Raw genomic sequence first — 23606 nt, 5'->3', positions numbered from 1 at the left:
TCAAGATTGTGAGGTGTTGTGATGAAACTGGTTAGTGTTGATGAAATGCGAGCGATTGAACGAGAAGCGGACGCCCGGGGTTGGACGTATGCGGACATGATGGAAAGAGCCGGCCTTGGCCTGGCTGAAGTGGTTCATTCGCTTTTTGGGTATGAGGACCGTCTGGTAGCGCTTGGATTGATAGGGCCAGGAAATAATGGGGGCGATACGCTGGTGGCCCTGGCAGAACTGGCCAGTGTGGGGTGGAGTGTCAGAGCCTATCTTGTGCGACCTCGTCCTTCCGATGATCCCCTTGTACAGCGAGTGGTTGAGGCGGGAGGGCTTGTGGCTGAAGCCGATGGAGATTCGGGCTTCGGGCAGCTCGAGGCCTGGCTGGCAGATTCAACCGTGGTGCTGGATGGCGTGCTGGGAACTGGAGCCCGGTTGCCTTTGCAAGCGGAGATCGCGGGGGTGTTGTTGCACGTCAGAGAGTCATCGGTGTGCCCCCCGGTAGTAGCGGTAGATTGCCCGTCGGGGGTTGACTGCAACAGCGGGGCGGTGGCCGACGAAACCATCCCGGCTGAGGTTACTGTGTGCATGGCGGCGGTAAAAATGGGGTTATTGCGATTCCCGGCTTTTACCTACTGCGGAGAAATACAGGTGGTCGATATTGGCCTGCCTGAGGATTTGCCCTCCTGGAGTGCAATTCAGAGAGAGGTCGTTTCGGAAGATCTGGTTCATGAATGGTTACCGGAACGTTCGGTTGAGGGGCATAAGGGGACATTCGGAACTGTCATGGTCGTGGCCGGTTCTTTAAATTTTAGTGGCGCGGCGCTTCTCTCTGCCGGGGGAGCGGCAAATATAGGCGCAGGGCTGGTGCAGCTGGCAGTGCCGTCGGCGCTTCACGGGGCGCTGGCTGGAGCCAACCCGAATGTGACGTGGGTATTGCTTCCTCACCAGATGGGCGTGATCAATGGAGAGGCAGCTGATATTGTGATCCGATCGCTTGGAAGGGCGACTTCCCTGCTTGTGGGGCCTGGATTGGGATTGGAGGATTGTACCGGTGAATTTGTGCGGCGATTGCTTGAAGCCCGGAAAGTCGCTCAGCCCCGTCGGGGTATGGGTTTTGTCTCTGTGGCCCAGCCCAATCTTGAAGAAAGTAGCCCGCGGCAACTTCCACCTCTGGTTTTTGATGCCGATGGTCTGAAGCACCTGGCGAAGATTCCCGAATGGCCAAAACTCCTGCCGTCGGAGACGGTGCTTACTCCTCATCCCGGTGAAATGGCTATCCTGACCGGTCTTCAGGTGCAAGAGATCCAGGCTGACAGGATAGCCGTGGCTCAGCGTTTTGCCCGTGACTGGGGTCATGTGGTGGTGCTGAAAGGAGCGTTTACCGTTATTGCCAGTCCGGATGGTCGGGTGGGAGTGATCCCGGTGGCGAGCGATGCTCTGGCACACGGGGGAACGGGTGATGTGCTGGCGGGGATGATCGCTGGCTTACTTGCCCAGGGAATGCCGTCTTATGAAGCTTCGGCTGCCGCGGCCTGGATTCATGCACGGGCGGGGCTGACCGCTGCGGATCATCTGGGGCATACGGCCTCGGTTCAGGCCAGTGACCTCATCGATGCCATTCCTGAAGTGCTTTCTCTGGTCTGGTAAAAATAACAAGATCCGGCCTTCAAGGCCGGATCTTGGGTATCTCGGATTGTTCTATAGAGGGGTTTCCTCTTTGGGTTTGGCCACCGATTGTACGGCCTCAGTCACACGGGCCGATCACTTCCTGACCTTTTTTCGCGGCTTCTTCTACCGCTGTGCGGGCTTTGGAGGCCAGTTCTTCCGCTTTCTGGCGATATTCAACAGATCGGGTTTCGACTTCACTGCCGACCTTCTGAATCTCTTCGGAAACACGGTCTCCCAATTCGATGGCACGCTCTTTGATAAGAACACGGGTTTCTTCACCGCTCTGCGGGGCAAATAACAAAGAGACTACCGCGCCGGTGAGCGCTCCAACTACGAATCCGATCATGAAGGCGCCGAATTCATCTCGTTCTGACATTATCTTACTCCTTTCGGTCTGGTTTTACTCTTGAATTGACCTGCTCAAACGGTGTGAGAGGCTCACCACTCACCGCTTGCGAGGCCAGACGATCTGGAAGAACTTTGCAATGGCTGCCAGAGTTTCGTTAAGCTTTATCACTGGTTCACTCAGGTTGTCACTCAGGAAGACCACCGTGCCTTTGATAGTGTTGACAGTGTCATTGGTGGCATGAATGATGGGCCGAATTTCATTATTGAGAAGGTTGATGAGGGTGGCAAGCTGGACAATGAGGATGACCAGTGCGACTCCAATGACCAGAGACTCCAGGGCCATGAAGATGATAAAAACGTCTCTGACCCGGGCTGTAGTGTCATTATCGGCGCGAAGGAGAAGCACCACTCCGGTGATGATTACCGCCAATACCACAACCAGCCCGATGATCCATCCTATCGGAGCCTTACGTGATCCGGTGGGTTGCATTGACTCGCCGGCAGGAAGTGTTGGTGTTGAGAATGTCTGTGAAACCGGCTGATTTTCTTCCATTATAGCTCCCATTATATCACGTTGGGTGAGAGTTATTGAGTCCCCGGTCTTCCTGGTGATTCCGGTGGATTGGATACATTGGTGTTCTGACCAGCGGATGGGTTCTTCTGACCAGATTGCTTAAATTTATTATAACAGAAGTGAAGAGAGAGGATTCAATGAAGCAAAAGCTGATCAATGGCAGCGGCAAGTTGCCGCAGGTTGCTGACCTGAAAAGTGCGGGTGCAAAAAGGTGCATAACGATACATATCTGAGTCGCCGGTAGACCAGAGAATGGGAGGTTCAGGGTTCAACCAGATGGTCGCACAGGCACGACGGGTAAGTTTTTGAAAGATATCCAGGCGTGGATCGTTGAAGTTATTACGCCCATCTCCCACGACGATGAATGTGGTTCGGTGGTCAATCGTGTCGAGATATTCTTTTTGCAGGTTTTCCAGAGAAAACCCCAAGTCGGTGTTGTAGTGACCGCCAGGCATACGTCGGAGTACTTGTTCGATAGCCTGGTTGGCCTGTTGATGTTCAAAGAAGGGTGACACGTATTCCAGGTGGTCAATGAACGCAAAGGCATGGGTTTTGCTGATTTGATCCTGGATGGCATAGATCAGACTTAACATTAATTCTGAGCAAAAGCGCATGGAAGTAGAAATATCGCATAAAATGACAAGTTTGGGCTTACGGGTATGATCTCGGTGCCGCAACTCGATGGGAACGGTACCATGTTTAAGGTTGGCACGCAGGGTGGTTTTTAGATCCAGTTGTCCATTGCGGGCGCGTTTCAGGCGTAATGCCAGGCGAGTACGCAGGGCAGCAGCCAGACGCCGAACTTCGTCTCTTAACTGCCGCATATCTTCTTCACTGAAAGCATGAAAAGGGCGATTGAGTAAATCGTTCTGGGGCTGGCGGGATTGATTCTCTATCATGTTCTGTAAAATTCGTTCGCCAGCGTGCTGGCGGATTTGCTCCTGAAGGGCACGCTGATTGGCCTGGATGGCCTGGCGTAATTGATCAAGGCGCTGGCGGTTCATTCCCAGTTCATTGAGCAATCGGAGTAATTCCTGCAAGGCCTGCCTGACTTCGCGAAAGTTCAGTGCCGCTTCAAGCTGGCGCGCCATCCAGCTCTGGTAACGCATATCGTCCCAATTCTGAGAATGGATTATTTGATCGAGCTGGTTCAGTTCCTGGGGGGTAAGGGGCTTTCCCTCTATCAGTTTTTCCATCAGGTCACGGAGTTTCTGATTAAACTGCCGAAGGGCTTCGGCAAGCATCTGGGCTTCTTTATCGGTGAGGTTCCGGGTACCATCCTGCATGGCCGGAGGGTTTCCATGCTGGAAGAATAGAGGAAATAGTTTCTCAAAGACAGGAATGTCTTGTTGTTCTTTGATCAGAGTAGATCGCAGACTGTCGTGGAAAAGGTCGCGATCCTGCACTCCGAGCACGTCGATGGCGCGGAAAGCATCAGCACTTTCGGCCAGGCTGATGCGAACCCCACTGGCACGTAAAGCAGCAATAAACTGGGTAATTCTCTGGTCCATAATTGATACCCCACTTAAGAAGAAGTCGGAAAAGGCGCTACTTCCATGAGCGTATCAGGGTTGAAAGGAGTCCATCAATTTTGCCAGCGTGGCAGGGTAGGATTATCAGAGTGTTTATCTCGCGGAGAAGGCGCGAATAACTGACGCTTGGCTCGCTGAAGATCGACTTCATGTTTTAATAACACGCTCAAGGTAGTTTCGAGGGTTTCCTGATCAAGGTGGCTGGCATTCAAAGTGACAAGAGCTTTTGCCCAATCCAGGGTTTCGCTGATAGAGGGTACTTTTCGTAAATCCATGGTTCGTAATCGTTGAACGAGCTCCACTGCCTGGCGGGCAAGTTTTGGGGGGAGCCCCGGTACTTTGAGCCGTACCACTGCCAGTTCTTGTTCGAGAGAGGGGAAATCGATAAACAGATAGAGGCATCTTCGTTTGAGGGCTTCACTGAGCTCGCGGGTATTGTTGCTGGTAAGGATTACCAGAGGGCGGTGCACTGCCTGCAATGTGCCAATCTCAGGGACGGATACCTGAAAATCACTCAACACTTCGAGGAGAAAGGCCTCAAACTCGGCGTCGGCGCGGTCGATTTCGTCGATGAGCAACACGGTGGGTTTCTCGTTGAGGATCGCCTTGAGAAGTGGCCTTTGGAGGAGAAAACGCATGGAAAAGAATATATCTTCCTCGGCTGAAAGCCGATCAGCGGCTTCGCGGAGACTCTGAGCGGCAGACAGAGTATCTGACAGTTTGTCGCGCAGTAATTGTGTGTAGAGCAGTTGTTTGGCGTATTCCCATTCGTAGAGAGCTTTGGTTTCATCCAGCCCTTCGTAGCACTGCAACCGGATCAGCTCAAAACCGGTGGCACCGGCCAGTGCTTTTGCGAGCTCAGTTTTTCCAACGCCAGCGGGGCCTTCTGTGAGAACGGGTTTTCCCAATTGCTGGGCAAGGAAGAGAACGGTTGCAATTTCCTCGCTGGCGATGTATTGTTGTTTACCAAGGGCCGTTTTCAATTCATGGGGGTTCGAAAAGAGAGTCATGGCTCGTCCTTTGTGTATTACATGGATAATAATAGTCAGTATATCAGGTGAGGATTAAAAATACCAGTAGATCGAAAGAGATTTCCTGGAAATGGCCGGATTGGAAAATGCAGGTTTACTTATGGAAGACGTGCCAGGCCGAATAGATCAGGATACACCCGAGGATCAATTTAATGAGATTGGCTGAAACGAACCCGACAAGGACACCTCCAGCCAATGCCCCGATGATTGAGCCAAGGCTCATGGGGATAATGGTTTGAGGAAATTCGTTAAGTTCCCGATAATTACCCGCGGTTGAGTGGCGTGTTATTCCAGAGAGGATGGTCGGCAGGCTAATCAACAACGATGCTGAGCCCGCGGTTTTCGCATCGATGCCGTACATAAAGATCAACGTTGGTATGATCAGTTCTCCACCGGCCACCCCCAGCGTACTGCTGAACACCCCGATAAGCATGCCAAAGAGCACTCCGGAAATTAATTCTATGAGCAGAATGGAAGGAAGCAACCTGACGTTGTTCGGGTGAAGGAAGGCTTCAACGACAAGTAACATGCCGATCATCAACAGGATCACGAAGATCGTCTTTCTCAGTTGGGCAGTGGAAATTTTTTGCGTGATGGCCGCATTGAGGTAAGCGGCAGGGATGGCACCGCATACCATGGCAAGGATGACGGGTAGATAACCGGCAATTTTCTCAAGGGGAATATTGCGGCTGCGGAAAAGCAGGGAACTGGCTACTGTGACCAGGCTGATGGCCAGGTTGATGGGCAGGGCGCTTTTGATCTGTTTTTTGAGAATCCCTACCAGCACAGGCAGCCTGAATTCAGCTCCGCCAAGACCAATCAAACCACCCAGTGTGCCGATGGGAATGGAAAAAAGGAACGCAACGATTGTTCCCGGAAGAAAGGGTGTTCGATCTGGTTTCATAGGGTTGTTTGTTCCCGGTTTGGATGGAATGGAGCTCACGGTTGAATGATTTTTTAAAGGTATGTTTGTAAATAGATACCATTCATTCATTTATAGCATAGATTGGCAGGGGGGCCATTCGATCGGGAAGAACATAACCAAAAAGGGGCTTATCCTTCCATGGATCATTCATCAAGGAAGAATATAAATCCTGGCCTTCTAATTGGTCCAAAGAAGGCCAGGATTATAGTTTACTGATTAAGGTGGACTAATCAGGATAGGCTTCTTGAGAGGTTTTCCGGAATAGATCTTCAAGAGGCAAGGATGCCCAGGAGGTAAAACGCTCCATGTCGATGCCAAGTTTTTTGGCAACACCGTAACCGTAAGCTGGATCAGCTTTATAGAAGTGAACCAGCTGGCGGACAATGATGCGCTCAGGAACCCCTTGCATGGCTTCGGCGATATTGCTGAAAAGCTGTTCTTTCTGATGGTCGTTCATGAGGCGGAAAAGATTGCCCGGCTGGGTATAGTCATCGTTACCCTGACGATGATCGTAACGAGCGGCATCGCCGGAAATTTTCAACGGGGGTTCAAGGAAGCGTTTATCTTCCACGGGGCCGCCCATGCTGTTGGGTTCGTAATTGACGGCGCCGCCGTAATTCCCGTCAAAACGCATTGCCCCATCGCGGTGATAGGTATTAACCTCACTATGGGGATGATTGACCGGCAAGGCAGCATAGTTCACCCCGATGCGATAGCGGTGTGCATCGGCATAAGACATGATCCGCGCCTGAAGCATTTTATCCGGAGAGAAGCTGATTCCGGGTACGATATTTGAAGGTTCAAAGGCGGCCTGCTCGATTTCGGCGAAATAATTCTCGGGGTTCCGGTTAAGTTCCATGACGCCTACTTCAATCAGGGGATAGTCGGCGTGAGGCCAGACTTTGGTTAAATCAAAGGGGTTGATGGAGTACGTTTCAGCTTCAGCTTCGGGCATAACCTGAACAAAAAGTCGCCAGCGCGGGTAATCGCCTCGCTCGATGGCTTCAAACAGGTCGCGTTGAGAGCTTTCACGATCTTGACCCACCACCGCGGCGGCTTCGGCGTTTGTCCAGGTGCGAATGCCCTGAAGGGTTTTGAAATGCAACTTAATCCAGAAACGCTCATTTTGAGCATTGATGAAGCTATAGGTATGACTGCTATACCCATTAATATAGCGATAACCCTGAGGAAGTCCTCGATCGCTGAAGAGAATGGTCACCTGGTGTAAACTCTCAGGAGAAAGGGACCAGAAATCCCACATGGCCGTAGGGGAGCGCAGGTTGGTTCGAGGATCGCGCTTCTGGGTATGGATGAAGTCACCAAACTTGTATGGGTCACGGATGAAGAAGACGGGGGTATTGTTTCCAACCATGTCCCAGTTACCTTCTTCAGTATAGAACTTAACCGCAAACCCGCGGACATCACGTTCAGCATCGGCGGCGCCGCGTTCACCGGCTACCGTGGAGAAACGCACCAGGCAAGGGGTTTTCTTCCCGACTTCGGAAAAAATCCTGGCTTTGGTGTAGCGGGTGATGTCATTGGTGACTGTGAAGGTGCCATAAGCCCCTGAACCTTTGGCATGTACCACGCGCTCTGGAACTCGCTCGCGGTTAAAGGTGGCCATCTTTTCTAAAAGTTGATAATCTTGCATCAACAGTGGGCCGCGCGGGCCGGCGGTAAGCGAATTCTGGTTGTCTGCAATGGGGTTACCGTGGGCAGTGGTGAGTTGTTTTTTCTTACTCATTTGAGCTTCCTTTCGTGGTCAACAGGTAAATTGTTACTGGACTTCATTGTATGCGATGGTTGTATTGATGTAAAATATACATTGCTTATAGGATCGATTGTTATAAACTATACATGTGAGATAAATCGGCGCTATGGAAGTGCATCAACTTGAGTACTTTATTGCTGTAGCTGAGACCGGGAGTTTTAGCCGGGCGGCTGAGCGCTGTCATGTGGCGCAGCCTTCTCTCAGTCAGCAGATCAAGAAACTGGAGCAGGAAATCGGTCAACCGCTCTTCAATCGTTCTCGCAAGGGAGTGAGCCTGACGGAAGCCGGCCAGTTACTCTTACCGCGGGCGCATGCCATTCTGGCCGAAATTCAAAATATCCGTCCGAACCTGGAGCGGGAGGTTCAGGAGGGAAAAGGCAAGGTTTCGGTGGGATTTATTCCAACCGTTGCGCCTTTCGTTTTACCCCGTGTTATTCGTAGTTTTAGAACGCTGTACCCTGGTGCAACGCTGGCTGTTCACGAAGACCTGACCCAGGCTCTGGTGAGTGGGCTGATCGAGGGCAGCCTGGATGTGGCCATCACCAGTTTGCCGGTTCATCACCCTTTAATCGAAACTGATGAATTGCTTACAGAAACTCTCATGGTGGCCATTCCCAGAGAGCATCTGGCAGCGCAAAGCGATGACTTGACGGTTCATGAATTGGAACGGTATCCATTTATTGCTCTGAGCGAGATGCATTGCCTGGGTGAGCAGGTGCGGGCTTTCTGTTCTCAACAAAATGTTGATTTACAGATTGTCTGTCATACTGCGCAACTTTCAACGGTCCAGAGCTGTGTGGTACTTGGATTGGGTATCTCGCTGGTTCCTCAGGCACTGGCTGTGAGTGATGATTCCGGTCAGGTGGTGTACCGACGGGTGACGGATGCTGTTCCGCAGCGAAAAATTGCTGCGGCCTGGTATGTACGCAGGCGTCTCTCTTTTCTGGCACGTGAGTTGATTCGTCTGGTGCGGCAGGAATACCCGCAAGAAAACCAACCGCCCTGCGCATAGCCAGCGCAGGGCGGAAATATTCTTGAAGGAACACGAACAGGTCAGGCGATGGTTGGGCCGGTCTGGCGCTTACGCATTTCTTCCTCTTCGCCGCTCCAGTCCAGATGGGCGTATTCGGGTGGTGTATTCTCTTTCCGCCAGTTGTGGAAGTCCTGCCAGATTTCGTCGGTCCAGAGCGAATCGATCTGGGCAGTGGTATATTTTCCTTCGCGCAGGCGCTGGAGGCCGAAACGATCACGCATGGCAGTTTTTTCAGCTTTAATGCAGCATTCCTCCGCCAGGTGAGGCGGTACGAAGATGATCCCGGCTGGTGTACCGAGGACAACATCTCCGGGCATGCAAATGGCATTCCCGATTCGGCAGGGTACGTTCATACCGACCAGCGTTACATCGCGGATGGGGGTAGGGTCGTTGCCACGATAAAAGGTTTGAATATTGGTGATCTCCATTACCTGTTGCACATCGCGGATTCCTCCCCAGATCACCTGCCCGCCGTATTTGGTCCGGCGTGACACAGCGGTAGACAGATTTCCCCCAACGAAGGTGCCTTCATAGACCTTATCAAACATATCTACTACCAGCACATCGCCTTCTTGCAGGCTTTCAATGACCCAGGAATTGAAGAACCCTTTACGGCCTTCTTCTTTTTGCCCGTATTCAAGCAGGTAGGTATCAAGGTCTGGCCGCTTGGGAACCATTACAGCGGTCACTGCCCGCCCGACCAGGATTTTCCCCGGATGAATCACTTTCCAGTCTCCCTGAAACTGATACTTATATCCATGTTCCCAGAGTACCCCCCAGGCCTCTTCGGTGGTCACCCGTTGAAACCGACGTAAAATGTCATCGGGTACCTTCGGTCGTCCGTTTTCGAAACGTTCACCTTTCCATAGGGGGGTAAGTTGAATGATATCTTCGCGGTTGTCGAAACGCATGATTCCTCCATCAAGTCAGAGATGGGATTGATTCTATAACAAAAATAAAAAGGGAGGGTGCATGGTGGAAGGGGCGGTTTTTGCAACCTTCAGGAAAGATATGCGTAGAATGAATGGAACTACGAAAAGAAAGGAAAATAACCCCATGACTTCTGAAAGCTTAACCTCCACAGTGTACCAGCCCACCTCTGATGAGAAAACCTGGGCGACTCTGGCTCATCTCAGCGTGCTGGTCAATCTTTTCACTGGTGTGCTGGGGCCAGTGATTGCTCTGGTGATTTATCTCGCTCACAAGGATAAGTCGCGCTATGTCGCCTATCAATCACTCCAGGCCTTACTGCTCCAGCTGGTTGTCTGGGTGGGTGGTGGTGCATTCATTGCGATCGCGTGGGTCATCACTGGCCTTTTGTCACTGGTCATCATCGGTCTGTGTTTGATCCCCTTTGCCATTTTACTCTCGGCGCTACCGCTGGTTGCTCCGGTGTATGGGGTAGTGGGTGCAATCAAGACAAGCCAGGGTGAGGATTTTCGCTACTGGCTGATTGGTGACTGGGTACGCAGTACGTACACAGGCTGAGGCTTTCGAGACCCAATCGATTTCCCCCGCATCCTTACCGGGCGCGGGGGTCTTCTTTATAGGGGATTTCGCGGGCGGCCTGGATGAGCACGGCGTAGCCTTCCTCAATCAGGTGGTTGAGTGCGGCCAGATCCTGTTCGGTAAATCGGGCTTTGCCACGGAAACTGCGTTCCAGGCGGTCAATGGCCCGTAAGAGAGCTCCCCGCACACCGCTGGACTGGTGTGCCCAGCACGAGTCGGCCGAAATGCGCTCGATGCGTCGAACGATCTCGCGGGCCTGCTCCAACTTCCAGAGGAGATGATATTCGTCCATCCGGTTCATGAGATGAAGATTTGGAGGAATAATAAGGCGGCCATGCCGACGATGATGGTGAGCAGGGTGTTACGAGTCCTCCAGGCGACGCCCATGGCCAGAATACCGGCGAGTAAACGGGCGTTTGAGATGCTGAGAAAGAGAGAACCATCTCGGATTAATAATTCTTGAAAGATGATGACCGAAAGAACTGCTGGAGGGACGAAGCGTAAAGCACGGCGGAACAACCGGGGGAGAGTGAGGCGATCAAAAAGCCAGATGAAAGAAAGGCGGGTGAGGAAAGTTAACAGCCCCCCTGCTAACATCACCATCCAGAGGTTCATGGGGTTTTCTCCATCCATAATCCGGCAAGAATTCCGGCGAGTGCAGCAACGATGAGCCCTAACCTGTACGGTAAACTGAAGGTGAGAATGGCCACTATTCCTCCCACCAGTGCGGCAGTTGTTGCAGCTGAGTCTTTAAGATTGGGAACTACCAGAGCGATGAAGGTCAGAGGAAGGGCAAAGTCCAGCGGCCAGTGCGGAGGGATAAGAGTGCCAAGAAAGATGCCCATGAAGGTGCTAAGTTGCCAGCAACTCCACAAACCCAAACCGGCACCCAGGAAGAACCAGTGCTGATTACCTTGAGCACCTTCACGATTGTAGTTAGTAATGGCCACGGCATAGGCTTCATCTGTCAGCAGATAGGCCAGGATTAACTTCCAGTGCGAAGGCAAGTTCTGGACAAATCCGGCGATGGAAGCGCTGTAGAGCGCATGGCGTAAGTTGACCACGGCAATGGTCAGCACAATCATTATTCCTGGCGTTGCCAGGCGTACCAACTGGGTGGTGATGAACTGGGCACTTCCGGCAAAAACAATCGAAGACATCGCCTGAGCTGCTGGAACCGAGATACCCGATTGCCGTGCCAGGGCTCCGTAAATCATCCCGAACGGGAAAACCCCCAGAAGGATGGGCAAGACACCCCGAACGCCACGCCAGAATTGTTGCCGGTTGGTCAGGGATTCAGCAGGAGAAGAAGTGGTCATAGGTTTTCAGGAATTTATGGTACAGTGGAGCCAAATTTCGCCTATTATACTCATCTTGAAGAGGGTTCTGGAAAGGAAAAGGGAATGAATCGTCGCCAGTTTCTTCATTTTTCAATCGTGCTTTCTACTGCCGGTGCCCTTGCGGCCTGTTCTAAAGGAGTAAAACCTTACGCCACCCAGTCTGTTCCGCCGGAAGTCAGGGTATTGGCAGAGGGGTTGAATTTTCCTGAAGGGCCGGCTTTTGATCCTCAAGGGGTGCTATGGTGTACCGAGATGGGTGCAGGTAATCTGGTTCGCTGGCAGGATGGTCAGGTGGAGCGTATTCCCACCGGTGGGCGCCCCAACAGCCTGGCTTTTGACCGGCAGGGAAGAGCCTGGGTGCCTGATTCTCAGTTAAATGCAATCCGTCGGTACACCCCGGAAACTGGCCTCTGGGAGACTATTTTGGAACGTGTGGATGGCATGGCGCTTCAGGCACCGAATGATCTGACTTTTGATGCGCGGGGAAACTTGATTTTCACATGTCCCAATTACGCCACTACAGAGCGAACGGGTTATGTGGTTTGTTTACAGCCGGATGGGAGCGCAAGGAAAATTGCAGAGGGGTATTACCGTCCAAACGGGATAGATATTGTGGATGGTGGGAAAGCTCTGGTAGTGGCGGATACTTACCAGAAAGCTCTGTTTAAAGGACGATGGGATGACAAAGGTTGTACCTGGGATGATGTTCACCTGTGGGCGCAGGTAGGCGGAGCTGAGGGGCCTGATGGAATGGCTCCCGGTGCCAATGGTTATCTGTACCAGGCTATATATGGCGATGGAATGGTGCGGGTCATTGGCCCAGATGGAATGACCGTGGAAAAGTTCTCTTTGCCCGGGAAAAACCCGACCAATGTAGCTATTGATCCCGGTGGGAAACTGGGGCTGGTGGTGACAGAAGCTGAAAAAGGGCTCCTGTTGAGTATTCCAGATATTCAACCCGGGCCGGCAATTTTTCTGGCCGGAGAGATATGGTCTTAACTTAGAGGCTTAATCCCAGGGCCTGAGCTTCAGAGCGGATGAACGCTGCCGCCCGGTAGTATTCCTCCGCTGTGTTCAAATGCTCCAGCATAATGGGCACATCCCGTGGAAGGCTGGCTACCCCTTTAAGAAAAACGCGATAGTTTAACCCACCCTGGCCGGGAATAACTTCATCCAGGTGGGTTGTGAGGCGGGGTTGCAAAAGGATATCCTTTGCGTGGCAGGATCGTATGTATGGCCCTAATTTTTCAAAGCATTTGTGAAGAAGGGCGGTGTTATGATAATACCGTTGTGGACTGGAAATAAGATTTACCGGGTCAAGATGAACGCCGAAGGCCACTCGGTCAATCGCGTGGAGCAGTTCCAGATAGCTGTCGGGTGAGTCTGGGAAGATCCAGGGCATGGTTTCAAGGGTATAACAGGTGCGAGTGGGCTGCACTTCATCAATAATTTCGCGGACGGTTATCACGATTTGTTCAAAGGTTTCAGGAGAGAAATTTGCGGGGTGAGGCCCATCCCACTGCAGGCTGCGCGATCCGGCTATATTGACGCAACAACTCGCGCCTATGCGATCGGCAAGGTAGAGGCTCTGTTTACACCGTTCAATGGCCTGCTGACGTTCTGATTCGTCAGGACTGATCGGGTTAGACCATGCTCCAACCTCGGCAATGAGAAGATCAGCAGAACGGGCGGCTCTGGTAAAGGCCTGAATGGTCACTTCGTCGGCATCCGGAGATAGAGGGCAATAGGCTGCCCTGTACCCTGCCGCCCGAACAGCTGCGACCCAGGCATCTGGATCGTCGAAGGAATCAAAAATGGGTCCACCCAGTCTCATGGAAACCTCCCGGACATGATCATCACGAGATACCCGGCGGTGGAGTTGACCGCCCGGCCAGATGGGCCACCAACCGGCTCAGGAGGAAGATCGCCAAAGCGGCCAGAATGAGCGCGGCGGCGAAGCGAAGCTGAAAATGAATGACCAGAGCGACCATTGAAAGTAGAACGCCACCGGCCACAACCGGAAACAGGTGCAGGAAATGGTACCGCTGAACGGCACGGGCTGTTTCAGGTGAACGAATTCGTTCTAGCCGTTCCCGAAAGTACTCCAGATCCCAGGTGATCAGCATCAAGGCGACTGCCAGGACAGGGAGGTAAAACGGCACCTGAAGAAGCATCAGGATGGCGCTGTAGAAGGCGAAGATCAGGAACAAGAGGGATATCATCCACCGCCAGCGCTGCCACAGGCTGATTACTCCAACGGCACCGAAAACGAGGACAACAAGTGCGCCTGCGATAAAGCCTTTCAGGAGGCTCCCGACTACCAGGCAGAAGGTAGAAAGAATCAGGGCGCTAAACAAGAGCCTCCGGGTAGTCATCGGCTGGCCTCCACGGTGGGGTTTACCGCCAGACTGCGAACGCTATAGCGGCGGGAAATTTGCTCGATGGGCACCTCAGTATTCCAGTCGATGACCTGCACCCCCGCCCGACGTACTTTCTGGAGGAGCAAAGCGCGTTCTGCCAGTGCCAGACGCAAAGCCAGAGGGTCGGGGGCTTTGTCTTCCTGAGTGGCATCAAAGAGGAGGAGGTTGGGGCTAATGACCATTACGGCGTAGCCAAGGGCACGCAGGCTGATCAATACGTCCACATCTGCCTGGAGCAGGGGACTGATGAGGATGATCTGGGAGCGCGGAGGGAAAAAGCGGGTTGGGAGGTAACGCAGGGTTTCGAGAGCAAAGTTACGTCCTGGTCGAGCCCGTGCCAGAACCTGTAAAATGCGCTGACGCTGGGTCTTTCCGACGCCGGGGAAGGCACTCTCGATTCCACCGCCATACACCAGGAGCCCTACCCGGTTGCCATCATTCAGATAGCCTTCACAGATAGAAGCAGTGGCCTGAACCACTTTTTCGAAAAGAGGATGATCGGGGAGATCGCCATAACTTTGTTCGCGGGCATCCAGGATGATTCCCACATCGGCCACGCGCTCCTGTTCATAAACATTGGTAAAAAGGTCTGACTCTGAGTGGGCGGCGACTTTCCAGTTAATGCGGCGTTGTTGGTCGCCGGGCTGGTACTCACGGACGGTGAAAAAATCTACCCCTGCCCCTCCCTGTCGGGCCGGTATGGGGCCAGCAAAACCGCGAGTCTGCGGGGGACGAATGCGCATAGGCTTAAGGCGTGCGGGCCGGGGGCGAACGATTAAGCGATGAGAGGCCTGTACCGGGGATGTGGCTTCAAAAAGGCCAGCCCCCTCGCGATATGTGGCGCGAAAGCCACTGAAGCGATAATCACCGCGCTTTCCCCGAACGGTGTATTCGAGGGTCACTTCCTGGCCGGAATCCAGTGAAGTGTACAATTCGGTGTTGCCCTGAAGTAATTCCAGGCCACGCGGGAGAGCGTCTTCGATGTGGATTTCTTCAAGGGGGGGGCCTTCATTGCGAATGATCAGGCTGATGGTCACCGGTGTATCGGGAAAAATCCGATCGGTGGAGAGGAATCTCTGTGCGCTTAACTGGGGAACAGTAGGCCGGTAGTAGATGGCAGCGGTAAAGTAGAGCACCAGGGGGAGCGCAAGAGCAATGACCCCACCATTGAGGGTTGCCAGACCAACCAATAACAGGGTGAAGATCACCAGGGCAAGAAAGAAACCACGACCGCTCATTATTCCACGACCGGAACCGGAACCGCTGTAATAATATCATTGAGAATGTGATCGATCGCCTGCGGGCTGCTCCACAGATCGGGTTGCAGAATGAGCCGGTGCTGCAATGCCGGGCGGACAAAGAGTTTGACATCATCCGGAATGACGTAGGCGCGCCCCTGCATGGCAGCGTACGCCCGGCTGAGCTTGAGAAGAGCCAGGGCGCCACGGGGGCTAGATCCAACAGCAACCTGACGATTGGTGCGAGTGCGCGTGACCAGTTCCACGATGTACTTTTCAATATCAGGATCGAGGTAGACTTCTTCGATAGCACGGCGCATGGCAAGGAATGTCTGAGCATCGGTCACAGCCTGGAGAGTGATGGCATCCTGTCGGCGTTCGCGTCGGCGATGGAGAATTTCCTGTTCCTGCTCAGGGGTAGGATATCCCACGCTTAACTTGAGGATAAAACGATCCAGCTGTGCTTCGGGGAGAGGGAAAGTGCCTTCGTATTCGATAGGATTCTGTGTGGCAACGACGATAAAAGGATCAGGCAGCTTGAGAGTTTCACCTTCAAGGGTGACCTGGTATTCTTGCATGGCTTCTAGAAGCGCTGACTGGGTTCTTGGTGAAGCACGGTTAATTTCGTCTGCAAGAATAAGGTTGGTAAAAATGGGGCCCTCTCGCAAAACAAATTTATTCTCTGCCCGGTTGTAAATATACCCGCCGGTAATGTCGCCGGGAAGTAAATCGGGGGTGAATTGAATGCGCTTGAAACCCATTCCCAGCGTTTGGGCAAAGCTATTGGCAATCAAAGTCTTGGCCAGGCCCGGGAAATCTTCGAGAAGGACATGTCCACCTGCGAGAAAAGCGGCGAGGATCTTTTCCAGGACGGCCTGTTTTCCAACAATGGCTTTACTGACTTCCTGGATAATACGCTGGCTGCGGGTGGCAACTTCAGCAATAGACATTAACTCAGAGGTTGATTCCATGTTGTAACTCCAGACGTTCTTCAATGAATTGGATCACGCGTTCTAGCTTTTGCTGCGCTTTAAGGGATTCGGGAGAGGGTGACCTTCTCTGTCGAGTTCGACGGGAAAAGAGTCGATCAAACCAGCGAAGCATGAGGGGAGGTGCAGGTTGTGCAGGGGCGAGCCTGCGAGTGATTAAAAATTCCCGAATATCTTCTGGCAGGTTAAGTTTTCCTGTACGGATCATCTCTTCCAGTTCGCTGATGGTGAGATGCTCCTGATATGCCAGCACATCCATCACCAGACGCGAAAGGTTGCGCGCCAGATTTTCGCTTGAAAAAGGGCTGATCTGATAGGTTGAAATGTACCATAACCAGTATTGATAGCGGGAAGCACTAAGGCCGGAATAGGTCGGTTCAGGAGGAAATTCGGGCTGGGGAAGGTTCTTAAGGATGGTGCGAATGGAAAGAAAGAATCCTCCCAGCACCAGAATGACCCAGAAAATGGGCTGGGGAACTGTTTCAAGGATCAGGTTGATGTACCAGATTACGTAAGAGACAGGTGTGACCAGCCAGGAGCGAATTTGCTGACGGAAGATTACGGTTATGGTGATACTGCCAATGATAGAGAGGGCGATCAATCCGATGAGAAGGGAACGGGAGCGAGGGGGCTTCACGAGGCCTCCTTCTGTTTGCGGCAAGCTTCGATGATTTCTTCCAGTGCGGAAACCGCTTCCAGTTTCTGGCGCATTCCCCCTTCAATTTTTCCATAGCGTGCATCTTCGAAAAGGTGGGTCAGGTTCTCAACGGGGCGGGAGGGAATACCGCGGCTGGTGAGGATGTGGATAAATTCGCGAGGGGTGACTGCCACGTCACGATGAATGCCACGCTCTTCTTGTACAGCCCTGACCATACTTCGGTAACACTGGATGATGGTGTCGCGCAGGTCACTGCCTGATTGAATGGAGAGCAGGGCACCTTCAGCTTCGCGTGAAACCCGGGAAATGGTATCAGGTTCGCCAGGACGGCGATGTGCCCAGTACCAGAGAACGCCAAAAATAGCAGTTGCCAGGACAATGACCACAACCCCGATCACCATGCCTACAATCCAGTTAGGAGGGTTTTGCACATAATCACTCAAAGGCTGGATGGTTGCCATCGGGGGGAGGCCTTCAGCGGGCGCAGGACCTTCGACTTCGACACCCTGCCTCTCCATATTGCTTGCGATAGCACGCAACCGGTCAAAAAAGAAGATCAACATACCAAAAATCAGTAAATCGCGGAGCAGTTTCTTCCGTCGCTGCGGGTGGATCAGCATGTAAACAAGGTAAATGGGGAAGAATACGAGCGCCAGAGCCAGCACAATGCGAACGAAGTCGATCAATCCCTGCGCGCCAGTCAAATTATCTGCCCCGTTGCTTATGGGAGTGCTTCAAGTGAAATTCATTAACAATCCGGGGGAAAGCTTCAGCCCGGTAAGTCCCATCGATAAGATGAGGAGAAGGAGGATAGAAATGATCAGGAGCGCAAGCGCCCGACGTTTTTCGGGTTCAATGGTCACGGGTAAATCACCTGTTTCTGAAGTAACCTCACTTACTCGGCCAGGACAAATCGCACCACACCAATATCAGGGGTGACCCAGATGCCCGCGGTAATTTCATCTCCGTTGCGCTCGCGGGTGGGAATCCACTCGCCGAGAGCACCAAAGCGTCCTTCTTCGACCCGTAAATAGGGAGTGAGAGGGGCGTCGAAACGATCGTGGGCCTTTGAAAATTCACTGGTTTCACCGCGCTTCCGTTTGATTTGCAGGGCGAAGCCAGCCCCGGCCACGAAAAATTCTCGATTGGGAGCCTGGAAGAGCAAACCACGTCCACGCTGGTTGAAGTCTGCCGGTGAGTGGCGGTAATCGGTATGCATCCACCCGGTATTGGTAGTGGGGCCAAACTGGACCAGTGCCAGATACTCTCCCAGGTCGAGCAGCTGCTCAGATTGAAATTCGCGCTGGATAATGGCAGTCATGCGGCTGGTCTTCCAAAATTGAAGAAGGAGAGGCTGAACCGCAGCCAGAATGCGGAAGCTATCAACCAGGGGTTGAGCCGATGCTTTGACAGTCCCCTGGGCATCCAGCAAGCTTTCGATGCCAAATACTGCATATCCAACCGCGTGATAGCGGTGGATGGCCTCGAATACATTCAGGGCATTACCCGGTGAAAGGGCAGATTCTGGAATGAAAAGAGGATTGTCTTCTCTTGCATAAGCCTGGCATACCTCACGGTAGGTATCAGGAGTGTCAATGTATATATCCGGTGCAATTAGATCAAGGTGAGGAGTAGCCCATTTCCAAAGATCCAGCACTCTGGATACTGGCCCTCCACTCGGGTAGCTGATTCCGGGTTGCTGCCAGCCATTTTCGCCCAGCCAAACATTGACATAAAATGGCAGGTCATAGACGGCTTTGCCTGCCTCTGCGATTCGATCGATGTAACGGGCAATACTCCAGGCGGAGAAATATTCCGCGGCGTGGGGTCCGAACACCTGTTGCCAGCTGCCCTGGCTGCGCTTACCGGCCAGGGCCCAGGCATCTCGTACTGGTCCTTTTGAGGTTATCTGGAGCTTTTGCATAAGTTCATCAGGCACCTGGCCTGAAAACTCTGACTCGGCAAGTGGGCTGTGATCACGTACTGCGCCCAGGATGCCTGGTTCATTTTCAATTTGCACGCCGATGACCGTACGTTGGTCACCATCGACTTCTTTCAGGTGGTTCAGAAGAGCACAGAAGGCGTTTCGATCGGCCTCCCAGTTGGCTTCGGCATGGGAAGAGAGCACCCATAGACGGTTACCTGCATGGGTAATCACCCTCTGATAGCGATCAGGAGCCAGTTTTACCCATTCGGGGGCGTATTGCATCGAGCCATTCTTCCAGGTGGCAAACCAGAGCAGGATGAGTTTTAACTTGTGTTCACGTGCGGCCTGGATCAGTTGATCGATCTGTTGATAAGAATATTTCCCCGGGCGGGGTTCGAACTGGCTCCAGTAGACAGGTACTTCAGCTGTATTGGCATGGAGTGCTTCGAGCGCTTTCCAGGCGGTTTCCATCTCCGTCAGGTTATAGGCGCTCGAGTTGTGCACCTGACCGCCTAATACGAAGAAAGGAATTCCATTCCGCTTGAAGATCGATTGAAGCATAATGTTCTCCGGGGTGGGGGATTAATTTATCCTACCACAATTTGCAAATTTGTAGAGTGCCCGTGAATGGTTTTTTCGCAGAGGGCTGATGTATACTACCGACCATGAATACGCACTGGGTTACCCTTTCCTGTCCATCCTGCGGAGCGGCGGTTAGCGTTTCAGACGAAGCCAGCCGTTATCGCTGCGAATACTGCGGAAATGAGCATGTGCTTTCACCTTCAGCCCTCGCGGCAGCTCAACCCATTCGGCCACGGATACCTGTGCCTGCCATGGTTCGGATTGAAAAAGAGGGGAAAAGTGCACGCATTGTTCAACGCTGGTTTTCTGTAAAGTATATTCCCATGGCCTTTTTCTCTGTCGCCTGGGATAGCTTTTTATGCTTCTGGTACGGCATGGCGCTGGGGAACCACGCTCCCTGGATTTTTATTATTTTTCCAATCGCTCATCTGGCGGTTGGCATCGGCCTGACGTATTCCACTCTTTGTGGTTTTTTAAACCGAACGGTTCTTGAGGTGACCCCCGAAGAGCTCTCGGTCTGGTTCGAGCCCCTTCCCTGGCTGGGAGAGAAAACGGTGCCGGTCAGGCAGCTTAAACAGCTATACTGCGTTGAGAAGACCCAGCGTTCTGAGAATGGCACCAATCATCAATATAAACTCATGGCCGTCACTCAGGATGGACATCAGATGGAACTGTTATCTACCCTGGACACTCCCGACATCGCCCTGTTTTTCGAGCAACAGATTGAAGATTGGTTAAAGATACCTGATCGCCCCGTTGCAGGGGAACTCGGGCGTTGATCAGATTCCCGGACACTCTGATTGCAGGTGATGCACTCTGCGGTAGATTAATGCGCAGGAGCTTTGAACAGACCTTCCAGATTCACGCCCATCATATTGGTTTGGTAAGAGCGTTCATCCAATTTTGAAAGTCTGGCGGCCTGTAGGGGGTTGATCAGGGGAATGGGTTTAAGTGAGTATAACCTCCGGGTTATCAAATGAACCCCCTGTTCATCAATGGGCCAGTTAAAACGATCAAAAACCATCAGGTTGAGAGGGCGGGTATAGGCACGCAGGGTCTTTTCGCCCTGGATGTTGAAGAACACCTCAAAATAACTCATTGCCAGTTCACGTAAGGTGCGATAAACAGGTTCACGGAAGCGCAGCCCGCTGAAATTAGATTTAGCCACTGCTCCGTAGAAGCCGTCAATCTGAAAAATGGCGAGGACATGATCATCGTCCACGTCAGGCTGAGGTATCAGATCGATGATTCTCGGAGGAAAGCCAATCAGGTTGAGCACCAGGGCGCCGAGTAAACCGCCATCCAGGCAATGACACTGGCGATCCTGCATTACCTGCAGGGGAGAACGGTTGCGATCTTCTCCCACATAAGGCATTTCATCCAGGAGAGCCTGAACCTGGAAGGGGTTTTTAATCGCCAGAATTTTGTCTCTTGATGCCGGATCAAGAGCTTTAAGGAATTGGGTTACTGCGGGGGAAAGCATTATGTTTACCTCCGTTAAATACCATGGCCGGGATGGTTCTGGTTACTGCCTGATATACCCCAGTTGATACAACAACTCAGCATTATAAATGGATCCACCGGCAGCACCGCGGATGGTGTTATGCGAAAGGACGACCATGCGAATATCAAAGAGCGAATCGCTGCGAACGCGTCCAACGACGGTGGTCATCCCGTGGCCGGTCATGCGGTCGAGGCGAGGTTGAGGCCGGTTTTCTTCATGACGTACCAGAATAGGGGGGTGAGGGGCCGATGGCAGATCGCGGGCCAGCTCATCTGCCTGGAATGCGGCGAGGCATGCTTCAACCTGCGCGGGTGTGGCGCGATGTTCGAACTCGATGGTGAGGCATACCGTGTGGCCATCGGTGACAGCAACCCGGTTGGTATGAGCGGAGATGGTAAAATCTGCCAGCTCGATCTGGTCTCCGATGATCTGACCGAGCATCTTTCGCGGCTCCCATTCCACTTTTTCTTCTTCACCGCCAATATAAGGGATGACATTATCCGTAATGTCCATAGAAGGAACACCGGGGTAGCCAGCTCCAGAAAGAGCCTGCATTGAAACAGCGAACACCCGTCGAAGCCCAAAGGCATCCTTGAGTGCTCTGAGGACTATGGTCATTCCTGTGCTCGTACAATTGGGATTGGTGGCAATCAGGCCATTCCAGCCGTGAGTGGCGCGCTGGGCTGGAATGATGTGAGCATGCCCGGCATTGATTTCTGGTAAAAGGATTGGGACGGTAGGGTCTCGTCGGTACGCGGAGGCGTTCGAACAGACGGCGGTGCCTGTACGGGCAAAAAGTGGTTCCACTTCACGGGCGATATCCGCTGGAAGGCCGGAAAAAACAAGAGGCACCTGAACTGCTTCAGGGGTGGACGGAAGAACGGGTAAATCACGAGCCCATTCTGGCATGGGTTCGGCCAGTAACCAGCGACAGACTTCGCCATAGGGTTTTCCGTGTCCACGTTCCGACCCGGTGAGCGCTACGACCTGAAACCAGGGGTGCTGATCGAGTAGCTGTACAAAGCGCTGGCCGACACTACCGGTAGCAGCAAGGATTGCAACAGGAATTTTATTCATACTACCTCTTTGCGAATGACGAGATCGTGTAAGGTCTGAACCGCAGGGCGTACTTCTTCGGCACGGAGGACAAAACTGATGGACACTTCTGAAGATCCCTGAGCAATGGCAATCACATTAATCTTCTTGTCTCCCAGGGCAGAGAACACTCTGCCGGCCACCCCCGGGGTGCTTTTCATGCCTTCTCCTACTACGGTTACAATCACCACTTCTTCAGTTGACCAGACACGATCGATATCCTTCCGCTGGAACTCATGGAAGAATTCCTTCTGCAACGCCGAGACTACCTTCGCGGCAGCCTCAAGAGGAACTGCAAAGCAGATGGATTGTTCGGATGAAGCCTGGGAAATGAGGGTAACGCTTGTGCCTGTAGAAGCAATCGCTGAAAATGTGCGTGCGGCTACACCCGGTACACCTAGCATCCCGCGGCCTTCCAGAGTGATCAGGCTTTGCCCACGAATGGCGGTTACCGATTTAACGACGTGATGATCGGTGATGGGAAGCTCAGATACGAGGCGAGTACCGGGATTATCGGGGTTGAAAGTATTGAGAACCCGCAGGCCAATACCGGCTTCAATGACCGGGCGGATCGTCTTCGGATGGAGGACTTTAGCTCCGGCATAAGCCAGTTCAGAAACTTCGCGATAGGTCAATTCTTCAATCGTGGTGGCCTGGGGGACGATTCGCGGGTCGGCGGTCATCACGCCGTCCACATCGGTCCAGATCCAGACTTCATCGGCCGGGAGGGAAGCCCCCAGCAATGCGGCGGTGTAGTCACTCCCGCCTCGCCCAAGGGTGGTGGTCACACCGGAAGGGGTGGCGCCGATAAACCCGGTTACTACCGGGACGATGCCTTGATCCAGAAGCGTATTGAGGACGGCGCGGGTGGCCATACGCGTGGCGTCAAGGTCGGGATGAGCGGCCTGAAAATGGTCATCGGTAACTACCAGCCGGGTAGCCTCAACAAATTGTGCGGTTACCCCGATGTTTTCGAGCACAGCGGCCAGCAGGCGTACCGACATGCGTTCGCCCAGCGAAGCCACAGCATCGAGGGCGCGCGGGGTTGCCTCTCCCAGAATGGCGATAGCCTGGCAAAGATTGGCAAAATCCAGGATCAGGAGAGTGATAGCACTGCGGACTTCTTCCTGACGGGAGCGGTCATCAATGAGAGATTTTAAGATGGCTTCGTGTTTATTTCTCAGGGTTTGAACGGCCTGGTTGTAAGTGGTAGTATCGCCTCTGGCGGCTGCCATGGCGCTGCTTAGCAAGAGGTCCGTTACGCCGGATAAAGCGGAAGTCACCACCACCAGGCGCCGTGTCAGTGAGCGCTGGCGTTGAACGATCTGGGCTGTTTGAGCCATGGCTTCGGCGGTGCCTACGGATGTTCCACCGAATTTCATTACCAATGTACTGGGAGAAGAACCGACCATAAAAACCTCGACCGCAGGATGGGGGTAAAATTAAATAATTGGGTATTATACATGACTTT

The 23606-nt window shown here is 52.9% G+C and carries 26 protein-coding genes; 5 read left to right on the top strand and 21 right to left on the bottom strand.

Annotation, left to right across the window (positions count from 1 at the left end; genetic code table 11):
* Positions 1-21: 21 nt before the first annotated feature.
* A complete protein-coding gene (locus ATHL_RS09110; protein ID WP_062192521.1) occupies positions 22-1638 on the top strand; it encodes a bifunctional ADP-dependent NAD(P)H-hydrate dehydratase/NAD(P)H-hydrate epimerase in 1617 nt (538 codons plus the stop codon).
* 97 nt (positions 1639-1735) lie between these two features.
* Here the strand turns inward: ATHL_RS09110 and ATHL_RS09105 are convergent, their stop codons facing one another.
* From ATHL_RS09105 to ATHL_RS09080, 6 genes are all read right to left on the bottom strand, one after another.
* The gene (locus tag ATHL_RS09105) at positions 1736-2035 is read right to left on the bottom strand and encodes a YtxH domain-containing protein (protein WP_062192518.1); all 300 of its coding nucleotides are present in this window, start codon (positions 2033-2035) and stop codon (positions 1736-1738) included.
* A 69-nt stretch (positions 2036-2104) separates the two neighbouring features.
* A complete protein-coding gene (locus ATHL_RS09100) occupies positions 2105-2560 on the bottom strand; it encodes a hypothetical protein (protein WP_062192516.1) in 456 nt (151 codons plus the stop codon).
* A 155-nt stretch (positions 2561-2715) separates the two neighbouring features.
* A complete protein-coding gene (locus ATHL_RS09095) occupies positions 2716-4092 on the bottom strand; it encodes a vWA domain-containing protein (RefSeq protein WP_062192513.1) in 1377 nt (458 codons plus the stop codon).
* A gap of 74 nt (positions 4093-4166) precedes the next feature.
* Positions 4167-5123 (bottom strand): AAA family ATPase, encoded by a 957-nt coding sequence (locus ATHL_RS09090; RefSeq protein ID WP_062192512.1) that lies wholly within the window; start codon positions 5121-5123, stop codon positions 4167-4169.
* A gap of 115 nt (positions 5124-5238) precedes the next feature.
* Positions 5239-6048 carry a sulfite exporter TauE/SafE family protein gene (locus tag ATHL_RS09085; RefSeq protein WP_062192509.1) on the bottom strand — a complete coding sequence of 270 codons (810 nt, stop codon included), beginning with the start codon at positions 6046-6048 and terminating at the stop codon, positions 5239-5241.
* Between the two features lie 247 nt (positions 6049-6295).
* Complete coding sequence (locus tag ATHL_RS09080; RefSeq protein ID WP_062192507.1) at positions 6296-7813, bottom strand: catalase; 1518 nt, start codon at positions 7811-7813, stop codon at positions 6296-6298.
* Positions 7814-7946: 133 nt separating this feature from the next.
* Between ATHL_RS09080 and ATHL_RS09075 the strand changes: the two genes are divergently transcribed.
* Positions 7947-8852, top strand: a complete 906-nt coding sequence (locus ATHL_RS09075; RefSeq protein ID WP_062192504.1) for a LysR family transcriptional regulator — start codon at positions 7947-7949, stop codon at positions 8850-8852.
* Positions 8853-8893: 41 nt separating this feature from the next.
* Here ATHL_RS09075 and ATHL_RS09070 read toward each other — a convergent pair whose 3' ends face one another.
* Positions 8894-9784 carry an RraA family protein gene (locus ATHL_RS09070; protein ID WP_062192501.1) on the bottom strand — a complete coding sequence of 297 codons (891 nt, stop codon included), beginning with the start codon at positions 9782-9784 and terminating at the stop codon, positions 8894-8896.
* A 145-nt stretch (positions 9785-9929) separates the two neighbouring features.
* Here ATHL_RS09070 and ATHL_RS09065 point away from each other — a divergent pair, with 145 nt between their 5' ends.
* Positions 9930-10361: a DUF4870 domain-containing protein gene (locus ATHL_RS09065; RefSeq protein ID WP_162787653.1), complete on the top strand. Its 432-nt coding sequence runs from the start codon at positions 9930-9932 to the stop codon at positions 10359-10361.
* A 34-nt stretch (positions 10362-10395) separates the two neighbouring features.
* On the opposite strand, the gene ATHL_RS09060 is transcribed toward ATHL_RS09065, so the two are convergent.
* From ATHL_RS09060 to ATHL_RS09050, 3 genes are read right to left on the bottom strand one after another with little or no spacing between them, the layout of a single operon-like run.
* On the bottom strand, positions 10396-10674 hold the full coding sequence (locus ATHL_RS09060) for a hypothetical protein (protein ID WP_062192496.1): 279 nt from the start codon (positions 10672-10674) through the stop codon (positions 10396-10398).
* A gap of 5 nt (positions 10675-10679) precedes the next feature.
* Positions 10680-10997 carry an AzlD domain-containing protein gene (locus ATHL_RS09055; protein WP_084001308.1) on the bottom strand — a complete coding sequence of 106 codons (318 nt, stop codon included), beginning with the start codon at positions 10995-10997 and terminating at the stop codon, positions 10680-10682.
* Complete coding sequence (locus ATHL_RS09050) at positions 10994-11701, bottom strand: AzlC family ABC transporter permease (RefSeq protein WP_062192491.1); 708 nt, start codon at positions 11699-11701, stop codon at positions 10994-10996. The genes ATHL_RS09055 and ATHL_RS09050 overlap by 4 nt, the downstream gene beginning before the upstream one ends.
* 84 nt (positions 11702-11785) lie before the next feature.
* Here ATHL_RS09050 and ATHL_RS09045 point away from each other — a divergent pair, with 84 nt between their 5' ends.
* Positions 11786-12721 (top strand): SMP-30/gluconolactonase/LRE family protein, encoded by a 936-nt coding sequence (locus ATHL_RS09045; protein ID WP_162787652.1) that lies wholly within the window; start codon positions 11786-11788, stop codon positions 12719-12721.
* A gap of 1 nt (position 12722) precedes the next feature.
* Here the strand turns inward: ATHL_RS09045 and ATHL_RS09040 are convergent, their stop codons facing one another.
* From ATHL_RS09040 to ATHL_RS09010, 8 genes are read right to left on the bottom strand one after another with little or no spacing between them, the layout of a single operon-like run.
* On the bottom strand, positions 12723-13556 hold the full coding sequence (locus ATHL_RS09040) for a sugar phosphate isomerase/epimerase family protein (RefSeq protein ID WP_062192486.1): 834 nt from the start codon (positions 13554-13556) through the stop codon (positions 12723-12725).
* Positions 13557-13578: 22 nt separating this feature from the next.
* Positions 13579-14097 carry a hypothetical protein gene (locus tag ATHL_RS09035; protein ID WP_062192482.1) on the bottom strand — a complete coding sequence of 173 codons (519 nt, stop codon included), beginning with the start codon at positions 14095-14097 and terminating at the stop codon, positions 13579-13581.
* On the bottom strand, positions 14094-15380 hold the full coding sequence (locus tag ATHL_RS09030) for a DUF58 domain-containing protein (RefSeq protein ID WP_062192480.1): 1287 nt from the start codon (positions 15378-15380) through the stop codon (positions 14094-14096). The genes ATHL_RS09035 and ATHL_RS09030 overlap by 4 nt, the downstream gene beginning before the upstream one ends.
* Positions 15380-16351, bottom strand: coding sequence for an AAA family ATPase (locus tag ATHL_RS09025; protein ID WP_236822358.1), 972 nt, complete (start codon positions 16349-16351; stop codon positions 15380-15382). The genes ATHL_RS09030 and ATHL_RS09025 overlap by 1 nt, the downstream gene beginning before the upstream one ends.
* Positions 16335-17006 carry a hypothetical protein gene (locus tag ATHL_RS09020; protein WP_062192477.1) on the bottom strand — a complete coding sequence of 224 codons (672 nt, stop codon included), beginning with the start codon at positions 17004-17006 and terminating at the stop codon, positions 16335-16337. The genes ATHL_RS09025 and ATHL_RS09020 overlap by 17 nt, the downstream gene beginning before the upstream one ends.
* The gene (locus ATHL_RS09015) at positions 17003-17713 is read right to left on the bottom strand and encodes a DUF4129 domain-containing protein (RefSeq protein WP_162787651.1); all 711 of its coding nucleotides are present in this window, start codon (positions 17711-17713) and stop codon (positions 17003-17005) included. Before ATHL_RS09015 ends, ATHL_RS09020 begins: the two co-directional genes overlap by 4 nt.
* A gap of 48 nt (positions 17714-17761) precedes the next feature.
* Entirely contained in the window at positions 17762-17890 is a 129-nt protein-coding gene (locus ATHL_RS19510; RefSeq protein WP_272897349.1) for a hypothetical protein, read from the bottom strand.
* 32 nt (positions 17891-17922) lie between these two features.
* Positions 17923-19515 carry a DUF5597 domain-containing protein gene (locus ATHL_RS09010; protein WP_062192472.1) on the bottom strand — a complete coding sequence of 531 codons (1593 nt, stop codon included), beginning with the start codon at positions 19513-19515 and terminating at the stop codon, positions 17923-17925.
* A 104-nt stretch (positions 19516-19619) separates the two neighbouring features.
* Here ATHL_RS09010 and ATHL_RS09005 point away from each other — a divergent pair, with 104 nt between their 5' ends.
* Entirely contained in the window at positions 19620-20315 is a 696-nt protein-coding gene (locus ATHL_RS09005; protein WP_062192469.1) for a TFIIB-type zinc ribbon-containing protein, read from the top strand.
* Between the two features lie 47 nt (positions 20316-20362).
* On the opposite strand, the gene ATHL_RS09000 is transcribed toward ATHL_RS09005, so the two are convergent.
* From ATHL_RS09000 to ATHL_RS08990, 3 genes are read right to left on the bottom strand one after another with little or no spacing between them, the layout of a single operon-like run.
* Positions 20363-21019 carry a hypothetical protein gene (locus ATHL_RS09000; protein WP_062192466.1) on the bottom strand — a complete coding sequence of 219 codons (657 nt, stop codon included), beginning with the start codon at positions 21017-21019 and terminating at the stop codon, positions 20363-20365.
* A gap of 42 nt (positions 21020-21061) precedes the next feature.
* A complete protein-coding gene (gene asd / locus ATHL_RS08995) occupies positions 21062-22117 on the bottom strand; it encodes an aspartate-semialdehyde dehydrogenase (protein WP_062192464.1) in 1056 nt (351 codons plus the stop codon).
* Positions 22114-23547 (bottom strand): aspartate kinase, encoded by a 1434-nt coding sequence (locus tag ATHL_RS08990; protein ID WP_062192461.1) that lies wholly within the window; start codon positions 23545-23547, stop codon positions 22114-22116. Before ATHL_RS08990 ends, asd begins: the two co-directional genes overlap by 4 nt.
* Positions 23548-23606 lie beyond the last annotated feature (59 nt).

The organism is Anaerolinea thermolimosa, assembly GCF_001050195.2.
In the GTDB taxonomy this organism is placed as follows: Bacteria; Chloroflexota; Anaerolineae; order Anaerolineales; family Anaerolineaceae; genus Anaerolinea; species Anaerolinea thermolimosa.
Note: the sequence above shows the minus strand (reverse complement) of the source record. Positions and strands in the feature narration are given on the sequence as shown.